Source organism: Streptomyces sp. NPDC052114 (assembly GCF_040680155.1).
Classification (GTDB): domain Bacteria; phylum Actinomycetota; class Actinomycetes; order Streptomycetales; family Streptomycetaceae; genus Streptomyces.
In genome coordinates this window covers 684,401-695,397 of record NZ_JBFAWC010000003.1, presented here as the reverse complement: position 1 = coordinate 695,397, position 10,997 = coordinate 684,401, and the positions used below count along the sequence as shown (strand labels likewise).

Here is a 10,997-nt window from a genome sequence, read left to right as displayed (position 1 = left end):
GAGTTCCAGGCCGTCGAAGAACGCCGTGATCTGGTCGACGGGCCGCAGGAAGTAGGGGATGGCGCCGGACGCGTTGTAGCTGTCCTGGGCCTGCTACGCCGACGCGCAGTTCGGGCAGATGCCCCGGTAGGTGACCTCTACTCCCTCGACCGTGAAGCCGAAGCGTTCCGAGTCGGGGAGGCTCGCCAGGGGGTTGCCCGTGGGGTGGACGTCACGGATGGCGCCGCAGCGGGCGCACACCAGGTGCTGGTGGGGCCGGTGGGCGTTCGGGTCGTACCGCTTGGCGCGGCGGTCCGTCGAGACCTCCAGGATCTCGCCGAGGCTCACCAGCTCGCCCAGGGTGTTGTAGACCGTCGCCCGGGAGATCTCGGGCAGCTTGCCCACGGCGCGGGCGTGCACCTCGTCGGCCGTCAGGTGGACGTGGTCCCCGTCGAGCACCTCGGCCACGACGCGCCGCTGTGCGGTCATGCGCCAGCCGCGTCCGCGCAGTCGTTCCAACAGGTCGCTCATGAGAACCAGCCTAACAGCAGGGGGACCTAAGTCCCGACCAGGTGTGACTTTGGATGTTTACTTGACTTAGACAAAGTCCATCGTAGGATCGAGTACGGCAGACGCCAAGGACAGGACTTGCAGGAAATGACGCAGGAGGCGCACGTGACGCAGGGACCGCTCACCACGGAGGCCGGCGCGCCGGTCGCCGACAACCAGAACAGCGAGACCGCGGGCGTCGGCGGCCCCACGCTGGTCCAGGACCAGCTGCTGCTCGAGAAGCTCGCCCACTTCAACCGCGAGCGCATCCCGGAGCGCATCGTGCACGCCCGCGGCGCGGGTGCGTACGGCACCTTCACGCTCACCCGGGACGTCTCGCAGTGGACGCGCGCGAAGTTCCTCTCCGAGGTCGGCAAGCAGACCGAGACGTTCCTGCGCTTCTCCACCGTCGCGGGCAACCTCGGCGCGGCCGACGCGGTGCGCGACCCGCGCGGCTGGGCGCTGAAGTTCTACACCGAGGAGGGCAACTACGACCTCGTCGGCAACAACACCCCGGTCTTCTTCATCAAGGACGCCATCAAGTTCCCCGACTTCATCCACACCCAGAAGCGGGACCCCTACACGGGCTCGCAGGAGGCGGACAACGTCTGGGACTTCTGGGGTCTGTCGCCCGAGGCCACGCACCAGGTGACCTGGCTGTTCGGCGACCGCGGCATCCCCGCCTCGTACCGCCACATGAACGGCTACGGCTCGCACACGTTCCAGTGGAACAACGAGGCCGGCGAGGTCTTCTGGGTCAAGTACCACTTCAAGACCGACCAGGGGATCAAGAACCTCACCGCCCAGGAGGCGGAGGCCCTCGCGGGCAAGGACCCCGACTCGCACCAGCGCGACCTGCGCGAGGCCATCGAGCGCGGCGACTTCCCGACCTGGACCGTGCAGGTGCAGATCATGCCGGCGGCGGAGGCGGCCCAGTACCGCTTCAACCCGTTCGACCTCACGAAGGTGTGGCCGCACGAGGACTACCCGCCGATCGAGATCGGCAAGCTGGAGCTCAACCGCAACCCGGAGAACATCTTCGCCGAGGTCGAGCAGTCGATCTTCTCGCCCGCGCACTTCGTCCCCGGCATCGGTCCGTCCCCGGACAAGATGCTCCAGGGCCGCCTGTTCGCGTACGGCGACGCCCACCGCTACCGCGTCGGCATCAACGCCGACCACCTGCCGGTGAACCGTCCGCACGCCACCGAGGCGCGTACGCACAGCCGTGACGGCTTCCTGTACGACGGCCGCCACAAGGGCGCGAAGAACTACGAGCCGAACAGCTTCGGCGGCCCGGTCCAGACCGACCGCCCGCTGTGGCAGCCCCTCCCGGTCACGGGCCCCACGGGCAACCACGAGGCGCCCTCGCACGCCGAGGACAACGACTTCGTGCAGGCGGGCGACCTCTACCGCCTGATGTCCGAGGACGAGAAGGGCCGCCTGATCGACAACCTGGCGGGCTTCATCGCCAAGGTCTCGCGCGACGACATCGCCGAGCGCGCGATCGACAACTTCCGCAAGGCGGACGGCGACTTCGGCAAGCGGCTGGAAGCCGCGGTCCAGGCCCTGCGCGGCTGACCGGACCCGCTTGTCGTGGGAGAGCGGCGGGCCGGATCCCCTCGGGGGTCCGGCCCGCCGCCGTGTTCAGCCGGCCACGGTGGCCGCCGCGCGCCGGGCGGGCGCCCAGCAGCGGATGATGTCGCGGACCGAGACGATCCCGGCCGGTTCGTTGCCGTCCACGACGACCAGGTGGCGGAAGCCGCCGTGCGACATGGCGTCCGCGGCGTCCTCCAGGGTCCAGGCGGGCGTGGCGAAGACGACGTCGGTGGTGGTGTGGGTCCCGGCGGTCTCCAGGTCCGGGTTCTGGCCGAGGCCCAGGGAGATGAGGATGTCGCGCTCGGTGAGGATGCCGAGCCCGCTGGTGTCGGGGTCCAGTACGACGGCCGCGCCGACGCGGCGGGCCGACATCAGGTGGGCGGCCTGACGGAGTGTGTGGGCGGGACCGATGGTGAGGACCATCGTGCTCATGGCGTCGCGGACGAGCATGGGCGTGAGCCACCTCCTTGGTGAAGCCGAGACCTCCCGGTGGGCGAAGGATTGCCTCCGCTACCTGCTTGGAGAACGGATTCACAAGTTCACAAGTAGGGGGACTCTCAGAGTCGCAGCCAAGGTGGACACCAACAAGAGGGCGCGCGCGGTCAGTTCGGGGCGTACGCCGCGTGGCGTACGCTCCGCACGGTCCCGGGTGTCAGTAGCGCTGGTTGAGGTAGCCCAGCAGCTCGTCGTGGAGCAGGCCGTTGGACGCGGCCGCGTTGCCGCTGTGCGGACCCGGCCTGCCGTCGAGGCCGGTGAAGCTGCCGCCCGCCTCCGTCACCACGATCGCGTTCGCCGCCATGTCCCAGAGCGAGAGCTCCGGCTCCGCGCAGATGTCGACCGAGCCCTCGGCCACCATCATGTAGGGCCAGAAGTCGCCGTAGCCGCGGGTGCGCCAGACCGCGCGCGTCAGGTCCATGAAGCCGTCGAGGCGCCCCTGCTCCTCCCAGCCCGAGAGGGAGGAGTACGCGAAGGAGGCGTCCGAGAGCCGCGGGACCTTGGAGACGTGCAGCCGGCTCGCCGAGGTGAGGCTGCGTCCCGTGTAGGCGCCGCCGCCCTTCGCCGCCCACCAGCGACGGCCGAGCGCGGGCGCGGAGACCACGCCGACCACCGGCTGGTAGCCGCCCTCGCCCGCCTCCATCAGGGAGATGAGGGTGGCCCAGACCGGGACGCCGCGCACGTAGTTCTTGGTGCCGTCGATCGGGTCGATCACCCAGCGGCGCGGGCCCGTGCCCTCGATGCCGTACTCCTCGCCGAGGATCGCGTCGCGGGGCCTCGCGCGCTGGAGCTGCGAGCGGATCAGCTCCTCGGCGGCCTTGTCGGCCTCGCTCACCGGCGTCATGTCCGGCTTGGTCTCGACCTTCAGGTCGAGGGCCTTGAACCGGTCCATGGTCTGGGCGTCGGCGGCGTCCGCGAGGACATGGGCGAGACGCAGATCATCGTGGTAGTCGGGCATGAGTGAACAGTATCGATCTCGTACGGGACGGACCACAGTGCCCATCCCCGGGCCGCCGCGGCAGCGGTGCGCGCGGCGCCGGAGGCCTCTCATGGAACCCGTGTGCGAGCGGCCGGGGGTTCGTCGCGCGCGGTGTCGGGCCTCCTCGCGCCGGAGCTATTGACAGTGCTGCCGAGCGCGTCAACTCTGGCACCGGAGCCGCTTCGGCCCGGGGAGGCGACGATGCCTGCAGCACGGGAATCCTTACTGGACGCGGCCTACACCGCGCTCGCCCGACGACCGTGGCCCGGCGTCCGCATGGTCGACGTCGCCGCCACCGCCGGAGTGTCCCGGCAGACCCTCTACAACGAGTTCGGCAGCAAGGACGGGCTGGCCCGCGCCCTGCTGCGGCGCGAGACCGACGGCTATCTGCACGGCGTCGAGCGCGCCCTTGCCGAGGAGCGCGAGCCCGCCGACCGGCTCGCGGCGGTGGCCGCGTGGACGGTGGGCGCCGCCCGCGGCAACGCCCTCGTGCGGGCCGCGCTCACCGGCTGCTGGAGCGAGCGGCTGCCCGCGCCGAGCAGGGGAGCCGGGTCCACCTCGTCGGTGCCCGCGCAGCGCCGCGCCGACGCCGGGGTGCCCACGTCCGCGGAGCTGCTCGCGCACGTGCGGGACCGGGCGGTGCTCGCGCTCGGCGGCCGGGGCCGCGCCAGGGACCCCGAGCTGGCCCTGGCCTGTGAGGGCGCGGTGCGCCTCGCCCTGTCCTACGTCGTCGCGCCCGCCGGGGACGGCGACGACCCCGCCGAACTGGTCCGCGGGGCCATCGGGCGCTGGGTGAGCGGAAAGTAGGCCCGCTACCGGGTGATCAGTGCGCGGAGCCGGACAGCTGGAGGCCGATCACGCCCATGATCACGAAGGAGATCGAGACGATCTTGAGCGTGGAGACCAGGTCGCCGAGGAAGATCATGCCGTAGATCGCGGTGCCCGCGGCCCCGATGCCGGTCCACACCGCGTACGCGGGCCCGACGTCCAGCTTCTTCAGGGCGAGGGTCAGCAGACCGAAGCTGCCGAGCGCGAAGGCGGCGAACGCGATCGTCGGCCAGAGCCGGGTGAACCCGTGCGACAGCTTCAGACAGACCGCGAAACCGGTCTCCAGAATGCCCGCCACGATGACCAGCAGCCACGCCATGCTGTCCCTGCCTCCCGTACTGGCCCACGATCCGCGACCGCTTCGCCTGGCTTGAATCCGGCTTGGTGCGATTATGCATTTACCTTTGCCGTGGCGCCGCAAACAACGGGCAGTTCAGTCGCCGTCGCGCCGCTCCCGCGTGGCGAGCAGCCGGCGCAGCGAGTACAGGCGGGCCGGGTCCGCGTGACCGTCGGCCACCCAGGCGTCCAGCGCGCAGTCCTTCTCGTCGTGGCTGCACCCGCGCGGGCAGTCCACCGTCCCCGGTTCCAGGTCGGGGAAGGCGAGGATGACGCGCGAGGGGTCGACGTGGTTGAGCCCGAAGGACCGCACGCCCGGGGTGTCGATCACCCAGCCGTCCGCGCCCGACAGGGGGAGCGCGAGGGCGGAGGTGGTGGTGTGCCTGCCGCGGCCCGTGACCGCGTTGACGTGCCCGGTCGTGCGCCGCCGCTCCTCGGGGACCAGCGCGTTCACCAGCGTCGTCTTGCCCACGCCGGAGTGCCCGACGAACGCGGTGACCTTGCCGTCGAGGAGTTCGTGCACCCGCGCGAGCTCCGCGCCGTCGGTGAACTCCTCGCGGCTGGTGACCACATAGGGGATGTCGAGGGTGGCGTACGTCTCCAGGAGCTTGTCGGCGGGGGCCAGGTCCGACTTGGTGAGCACGAGGATCGGCTCCAGGCCGCCGTCGTACGCCGCCACGACGCACCGGTCGATCAGCCGCGGGCGCGGCTCGGGGTCGGCGAGGGCCGTGACGATGGCGAGCTGGTCGGCGTTGGCGACGACCACCCGCTCGTAGGGATCGTCGTCGTCGGCGGTGCGCCGCAGGACCGACGAGCGCTCCTCGATCCGCACGATCCGCGCGAGGGTGTCCTTCTTGCCGGAGAGATCCCCGACGACCGCGACCCTGTCACCCACCACGGCGGCCTTGCGGCCCAGTTCGCGGGCCTTCATGGCCATCACGACCCGGTCCTCGACCAGGACGGTCAGGCGGCCCCGGTCGACGGTGAGGACCATGCCCTCGGCCGCGTCCTCGTGCTTGGGCCTGATGTGGGTGCGGGGGCGGTTGCCCTTGCGGTTGGGGCGGACGCGGATGTCGTCCTCGTCGGGGTTCTTGCCGTAGCGGCGCATGGTTCTCGATCCGCCCGTCAGTTCCCGAGCATCCCGGTCCAGAGCTCGGGGAAGTCCGGGAGCGTCTTCGCCGTCGTCGCGACGTTCTCGATCTGTACGTCCTTCACCGCGAGGCCGATGATCGCGCCGGCGGTCGCCATGCGGTGGTCGTCGTACGTGTGGAAGATGCCGCCGTGCAGCCGGCGCGGGCGGATGTGCAGCCCGTCGGCCGTCTCGGTGACGTCACCGCCCAGTTCGTTGATCTCCTTGGTGAGCGCGGCCAGCCGGTCCGTCTCGTGCAGACGCAGGTGCGCGACGCCGCGCAGCGTCGAGGGGGAGTCGGCGAGGGCCGCGACCGCGGCGATGCCGGGGGTGAGCTCGCCGACCTCGCCGAGGTCCACGTCGATGCCGTGGATCGAGCCCGAGCCGGTGAAGACCAGGCCCTGCTCGGTCAGCTCGCAGGAGCCGCCCATCTCCGTGAAGATCCGGCGCAGCGCGTCGCCGGGCTGCGTGGTGCGGGCCGGCCAGTCGGGGATCGTGACCGTGCCGCCGGTGACCAGGGCCGCGGCGAGGAAGGGCTGGGCGTTCGACAGGTCGGGCTCGACGGTCAGGTCGCGGCCGAGCAGGGCGCCGGGGGTGACCCGCCAGACGTTCGGCTCGCCGCCCGACTCGGGCTCGTCGACCTGGGCGCCGATCGCGCGCAGCATGTCGACGGTCATCCGGATGTGCGGCATGGACGGCAGGGTGCCGCCGATGTGGCGGACCTCCACGCCCTGGTTGAAGCGCGGGCCCGAGAGCAGCAGGGCGCTCACGAACTGCGACGAGGACGACGCGTCGATCTCGACCCGGCCGCCCTCCAGGGCACCGCCGCCGTGCACGGTCAGCGGCAGCGCGCCGGAGGCACCCACCGTGGTGTCGTCGATGCGGGCGCCGAGCACGCGCAGGGCGTCGATCACGCCGTGCAGGGGGCGCTCGTACGAACGGGGGTCGCCGTCGAAGCGGATCGGGCCGTCGGCGAGGGCGGCGACCGGGGGCAGGAAGCGCATGACCGTGCCCGCGTTGCCGACGTCGACCGTGGCCGGGCCGCGCAGGCCCGAGGGGATCACGCGCCAGGCCTCGCCGGAGCCGTCGGGGCCCACGCCCTCCTCGATGCCGACGCCCATGGTGCGCAGGGCGCCCGCCATCAGGAGGGTGTCACGGGAGCGCAGCGGGCGGCGCAGCCAGCCCGGCTCGGCGGCCAGCGCGGCAAGCACCAGCGCGCGGTTGGTGACCGATTTCGAACCGGGGACGTGAACCGTCGCGGTGACGGCTCCGCTTGCGTGCGGGGCGGGCCAGAGGGCGGTGTGCGCCGGGGTTTCGGTCATGCCCTCACTTTAGTGGCTGCCGGTGACCCGGAATCTTGATCAAAAGCGGTGAAACCCAGGCGAAACAGAGAACTGGTAGAGACCGCGCCCGCGCACGCCTCGCACCGCGCCCGCTCGTACGACGGACGGCGCCCGCTCGTCCGGTGGACCGAGCCCGCTCATGCGACGGGCCGTGCCCGCTCGTACGACGGACCGCGCCCGCTCACAGGTCGAGCAGCCAGCGTCCGCCGCCCATGAGGGAGCACAGCGAGACCGCGTGGAAGAGGAAGAGCCACATCCCCGCGGGCACGTGCGTGAGCCGCGACAGCTGGTCGGCGTCCGAGTCGCCCGCGCCCCCGCGCCGGCGCTTGGACTGCAGCTCGAAGGCGGGGCGCACCCCGCCCAGGAGCAGGAACCACACCACCGCGTAGGCGAACGCCGCCTGCACGTCGGTGTTCGCCAGCCAGGAGACGACCAGGAAGGTGCCGCCGGTGAGGACCACGGTCAGGGCGCCGTACGCGTTGCGGATCATCACCAGCATCGCCACCAGCAGCGCGGTCGCGATCCACAGGAACGCCGTGATGCGGCCCGAGGCCAGCAGCGCCGCGCCGCCGAGGCCGAGCAGCGGCGGCGCGGTGTAGCCCGCGGCGGCGGTGAGGATCATGCCGAGCCCGGTGGGCTTGCCGCGCGAGACCGTCAGGCCCGAGGTGTCGGAGTGCAGCCGGATGCCGTCGAGACGGCGCCCGGTGAGCAGCGCGACCAGGCCGTGGCCGCCCTCGTGGGCGATGGTGATGGCGTTGCGGGCCAGGCGCCAGATGCCGTGCGGGACGACGACGGCGAGCGCGACGACGCCGGTCGCGATCACCAGCCACTGCTCCGGCGCGGCCTGGGTGCCGAACACGCGGTCCCAGAGGTCGGCCAGGCTGGCGTTGGCGGTGGTCTGCGTTCCGTGGGCCATTGCTGGGACCGGCTCCTCTGGTCGTACGGGGTCTGGCAGTCTGGCACGTATGTGCGGACGGTATGCATCCAGTCGTAGGCCCGAGGATCTCGCGGGGATCTTCGAGATCGAGAAGTGGGAGCCGGAGGAGGCCCTCGCCCCCGATTTCAACGTGGCGCCCACCAAAGAGGTCTACGCGATCCTGGACCGTCCCCTGAAAGACGCCGAGGACCCGCGTCCGGTTCGCCAGCTGCGCACGCTCAAGTGGGGCCTCGTGCCCTCCTGGTCCAAGACGCCCGAGGGCGGCGCACGGATGATCAACGCCCGCGCGGAGACCGTCCACGAGAAGCCCTCCTACCGCCGCGCCTTCGCCGCCCGCCGCTGCGTCCTGCCCGCCGACGGCTATTACGAGTGGGTGACCGCGCCCGACGAGCGCCAGCTGGAGGTCGAGGGCAAGAAGAAGCGGCCCCGCAAGCAGCCCTACTTCGTGACGCCCGCCGACGGCTCGGTCTTCGCCATGGCCGGGCTCTACGAGTTCTGGCGGGACAGGACGCTGCCCGACGAGCACCCGCTGGCCTGGTGGGTGACCTGCACGGTGATCACCACCGAGGCGGAGACCGCGCCGCTCGCGGTCGGCCCCGAGGAAGGCCCGCGCTCGCTCGCCGACATCCACCCGCGGATGCCGCTGATGCTGACGCCGGACCGCTGGGACGCCTGGCTCGACCCCTCCCGCACGGACGTCGAGGACCTGCGCACGCTCCTGGAGCCGCCGCCGCACGGCCTGATGCGGGCGTACCCGGTGTCGACGGCCGTCAGCAACGTACGCAACAACGGCCCCGAACTCCTGACGGAGCTCGAAGGTCCCGAAGAAGGCACGCTCTTCTGACACCCTGCTCGGGTGACCACGAGCGAGACCGTCGGGACCGACGCCGGTGAGGCGCGGATCACCTGGCACCCGGCCCCCAAGAAGAACGCCCGCCTCGTCCTGGCCGTCAGCCACGGCGCGGGCGGCGGCATCGAGGCCCGCGACCTCCAGGCCATCGCCGCCGCGCTGCCCGCGCACGGCGTGACCGTCGCCCTGGTGGAGCAGCCCTGGCGGGTCGCGGGCAAGAAGGTGGCGCCCGCACCCAGGACGCTGGACACGGGATGGCGGGGGATCTGGCCCGCCCTGGAGAAGAAGGGCCTGCCGGTGATCTCCGGCGGCCGCAGCGCCGGGGCCCGCGTCGCCTGCCGCACCGCGACCGAGCTGGGCGCCGCGGCCGTGCTCGCGCTCTCCTTCCCGCTGCACCCGCCGGGCAGGCCGGAGAAGTCCCGCGCCCCCGAACTCCTCGGCGCGGGCGTGCCCACGCTCGTCGTCCAGGGCGGCAACGACCCGTTCGGCAGGCCCGCCGAGTTCCCCGACGGTGCGTACGAACTCGTCGAGATCCCGTACGGAGACCACGGGTTCGCGGTGCCGAAGCGCGCGGAGATCGACCAGGACGAGGCCGTGAAGCTCATCACGGACGCCGTCGTCCGCTGGGCGGGAATGTTGGGCGGGTGACCTCTGTTGTGGCGAACAGACGGCAAACGCCGTCGCAGGCTGTTCGTACGAGAGGAAGTCCGCCGCATGGGTTCGACCATCTGCCCGAACCGCTCCACGTCGTCTGACCTGGAGTGGACGGTGCTGAGCGCACCCAAAACCGCATCTATTCGGGCGGCGCGGGGCACGGGTCGTCGTCTATCCTCCGATTCGAGTGGGGCTGGTTTCGGCCTCACCACGTCGTTGGAGGAGGTGGGTCCGGTCACTGGGACCGACGCAGGGACCGAGCACGGCCAGGCGGAGCGCCCGGACGAGGGTTCTGAGACGGCAGCGGAGCGCACGGCCCGCTTCGAGCGGGACGCGCTGACGTTCCTCGACCAGATGTACTCGGCGGCGCTGCGCATGACGCGCAACCCGGCGGACGCGGAGGACCTGGTGCAGGAGACCTACGCGAAGGCGTACGCGTCGTTCCACCAGTTCCGCGAGGGCACCAACCTCAAGGCGTGGCTGTACCGCATCCTCACCAACACTTTCATCAACTCGTACCGCAAGAAGCAGCGCGAGCCCCAGCGCAGTGCCGCCGAGGAGATCGAGGACTGGCAGCTGGCGCGCGCCGAGTCGCACATGTCCACCGGTCTGCGCTCCGCCGAGTCGCAGGCGCTGGACCACCTGCCCGACTCGGATGTGAAGCAGGCGCTGCAGGCGATCCCCGAGGAATTCCGCATCGCCGTCTATCTGGCCGACGTAGAGGGCTTTGCGTACAAGGAGATCGCCGACATTATGGGGACACCCATCGGCACGGTGATGTCCCGACTGCACCGGGGCCGACGCCAACTGCGCGGCATGCTGGAGGACTACGCCCGTGAGCGAGGGCTGGTCCCGGCGGGTGCCGGGGAGTCGAACGGAACGAAAGGCTCGGGCTCATGAGCTGCGGAGAGCCGCACGAGACTGACTGCAGTGAAGTCCTGGATCATCTCTATGAGTTCCTGGACCACGAAATGCCGGACAGTGACTGCACCAAGTTCGAGACGCACTTCGAGGAGTGCTCTCCGTGCCTGGAGAAGTACGGCCTCGAGCAGGCCGTCAAGAAGCTGGTGAAGCGCTGCTGCGGCCAGGACGACGTGCCCGTCGACCTGCGGGCCAAGGTCATGGGGCGCATCGACCTCATCCGCTCCGGGCAGGCCGTGCCCGAGCAGGACGTCACGCAGGACGTGACGGCCTCGGAGGCGTGAACCACCGGGCGATGCCCGGTGGTTGAAGCAAAGACGAGAACTGGGCAGGCCGTGTGACCCACGCGGCCTGCTCTTCGTTTCCGGCCCCGTTCTCCCCTCCCGTCACTCGAACGTGCT

13 protein-coding genes and 1 pseudogene are annotated in these 10,997 nt (G+C 71.1%); 6 read left to right on the top strand and 8 right to left on the bottom strand.

The window, feature by feature from the left end:
• Positions 1-93 (bottom strand): annotated as a pseudogene (locus AB0L89_RS10000) (SAM-dependent methyltransferase); the annotation flags it as partial.
• Positions 94-510 carry a Fur family transcriptional regulator gene (locus AB0L89_RS09995; RefSeq protein ID WP_069885712.1) on the bottom strand — a complete coding sequence of 139 codons (417 nt, stop codon included), beginning with the start codon at positions 508-510 and terminating at the stop codon, positions 94-96.
• Between the two features lie 126 nt (positions 511-636).
• Between AB0L89_RS09995 and AB0L89_RS09990 the strand changes: the two genes are divergently transcribed.
• Positions 637-2,106, top strand: a complete 1,470-nt coding sequence (locus tag AB0L89_RS09990) for a catalase (protein WP_365137240.1) — start codon at positions 637-639, stop codon at positions 2,104-2,106.
• A 66-nt stretch (positions 2,107-2,172) separates the two neighbouring features.
• Here the strand turns inward: AB0L89_RS09990 and AB0L89_RS09985 are convergent, their stop codons facing one another.
• Both AB0L89_RS09985 and hisN read right to left on the bottom strand, forming a co-directional pair.
• On the bottom strand, positions 2,173-2,574 hold the full coding sequence (locus AB0L89_RS09985; protein WP_365137145.1) for a CBS domain-containing protein: 402 nt from the start codon (positions 2,572-2,574) through the stop codon (positions 2,173-2,175).
• Between the two features lie 202 nt (positions 2,575-2,776).
• A complete protein-coding gene (hisN, locus tag AB0L89_RS09980; protein WP_365137142.1) occupies positions 2,777-3,577 on the bottom strand; it encodes a histidinol-phosphatase in 801 nt (266 codons plus the stop codon).
• A 222-nt stretch (positions 3,578-3,799) separates the two neighbouring features.
• Between hisN and AB0L89_RS09975 the strand changes: the two genes are divergently transcribed.
• The gene (locus AB0L89_RS09975; RefSeq protein ID WP_365137139.1) at positions 3,800-4,405 is read left to right on the top strand and encodes a TetR/AcrR family transcriptional regulator; all 606 of its coding nucleotides are present in this window, start codon (positions 3,800-3,802) and stop codon (positions 4,403-4,405) included.
• Positions 4,406-4,421: 16 nt separating this feature from the next.
• On the opposite strand, the gene AB0L89_RS09970 is transcribed toward AB0L89_RS09975, so the two are convergent.
• From AB0L89_RS09970 to AB0L89_RS09955, 4 genes are all read right to left on the bottom strand, one after another.
• Positions 4,422-4,745 (bottom strand): multidrug efflux SMR transporter, encoded by a 324-nt coding sequence (locus tag AB0L89_RS09970; protein ID WP_365137136.1) that lies wholly within the window; start codon positions 4,743-4,745, stop codon positions 4,422-4,424.
• Positions 4,746-4,859: 114 nt separating this feature from the next.
• On the bottom strand, positions 4,860-5,870 hold the full coding sequence (gene rsgA, locus AB0L89_RS09965) for a ribosome small subunit-dependent GTPase A (RefSeq protein WP_365137133.1): 1,011 nt from the start codon (positions 5,868-5,870) through the stop codon (positions 4,860-4,862).
• A 17-nt stretch (positions 5,871-5,887) separates the two neighbouring features.
• A complete protein-coding gene (gene aroA / locus AB0L89_RS09960; protein ID WP_365137130.1) occupies positions 5,888-7,213 on the bottom strand; it encodes a 3-phosphoshikimate 1-carboxyvinyltransferase in 1,326 nt (441 codons plus the stop codon).
• 202 nt (positions 7,214-7,415) lie between these two features.
• The gene (locus AB0L89_RS09955; RefSeq protein WP_365137127.1) at positions 7,416-8,150 is read right to left on the bottom strand and encodes a M50 family metallopeptidase; all 735 of its coding nucleotides are present in this window, start codon (positions 8,148-8,150) and stop codon (positions 7,416-7,418) included.
• A 49-nt stretch (positions 8,151-8,199) separates the two neighbouring features.
• On the opposite strand from AB0L89_RS09955, the gene AB0L89_RS09950 reads away from it, so the two are divergent.
• From AB0L89_RS09950 to rsrA, 4 genes are all read left to right on the top strand, one after another.
• A complete protein-coding gene (locus tag AB0L89_RS09950) occupies positions 8,200-9,015 on the top strand; it encodes an SOS response-associated peptidase (RefSeq protein WP_365137124.1) in 816 nt (271 codons plus the stop codon).
• A gap of 12 nt (positions 9,016-9,027) precedes the next feature.
• Positions 9,028-9,669 carry an alpha/beta family hydrolase gene (locus tag AB0L89_RS09945; protein WP_365137121.1) on the top strand — a complete coding sequence of 214 codons (642 nt, stop codon included), beginning with the start codon at positions 9,028-9,030 and terminating at the stop codon, positions 9,667-9,669.
• A gap of 231 nt (positions 9,670-9,900) precedes the next feature.
• Complete coding sequence (locus tag AB0L89_RS09940; RefSeq protein ID WP_055700425.1) at positions 9,901-10,575, top strand: sigma-70 family RNA polymerase sigma factor; 675 nt, start codon at positions 9,901-9,903, stop codon at positions 10,573-10,575.
• Entirely contained in the window at positions 10,572-10,880 is a 309-nt protein-coding gene (gene rsrA, locus AB0L89_RS09935; protein WP_055700424.1) for a mycothiol system anti-sigma-R factor, read from the top strand. Before AB0L89_RS09940 ends, rsrA begins: the two co-directional genes overlap by 4 nt.
• Positions 10,881-10,997 lie beyond the last annotated feature (117 nt).

What these genes read in the sequence shown, in the direction of transcription:
- AB0L89_RS09995 (WP_069885712.1), bottom strand. Translation starts at nt 510, where the DNA reads ATGAGCGACCTGTTGGAACGACTGCGCGGACGCGGCTGGCGCATGACC.
- rsrA (WP_055700424.1), top strand. Translation starts at nt 10,572, where the DNA reads ATGAGCTGCGGAGAGCCGCACGAGACTGACTGCAGTGAAGTCCTGGAT.
- AB0L89_RS09970 (WP_365137136.1), bottom strand. Translation starts at nt 4,745, where the DNA reads ATGGCGTGGCTGCTGGTCATCGTGGCGGGCATTCTGGAGACCGGTTTC.
- rsgA (WP_365137133.1), bottom strand. Translation starts at nt 5,870, where the DNA reads ATGCGCCGCTACGGCAAGAACCCCGACGAGGACGACATCCGCGTCCGC.
- AB0L89_RS09950 (WP_365137124.1), top strand. Translation starts at nt 8,200, where the DNA reads ATGTGCGGACGGTATGCATCCAGTCGTAGGCCCGAGGATCTCGCGGGG.
- AB0L89_RS09955 (WP_365137127.1), bottom strand. Translation starts at nt 8,150, where the DNA reads ATGGCCCACGGAACGCAGACCACCGCCAACGCCAGCCTGGCCGACCTC.
- aroA (WP_365137130.1), bottom strand. Translation starts at nt 7,213, where the DNA reads ATGACCGAAACCCCGGCGCACACCGCCCTCTGGCCCGCCCCGCACGCA.
- AB0L89_RS09975 (WP_365137139.1), top strand. Translation starts at nt 3,800, where the DNA reads ATGCCTGCAGCACGGGAATCCTTACTGGACGCGGCCTACACCGCGCTC.
- AB0L89_RS09990 (WP_365137240.1), top strand. Translation starts at nt 637, where the DNA reads ATGACGCAGGAGGCGCACGTGACGCAGGGACCGCTCACCACGGAGGCC.
- hisN (WP_365137142.1), bottom strand. Translation starts at nt 3,577, where the DNA reads ATGCCCGACTACCACGATGATCTGCGTCTCGCCCATGTCCTCGCGGAC.
- AB0L89_RS09985 (WP_365137145.1), bottom strand. Translation starts at nt 2,574, where the DNA reads ATGCTCGTCCGCGACGCCATGAGCACGATGGTCCTCACCATCGGTCCC.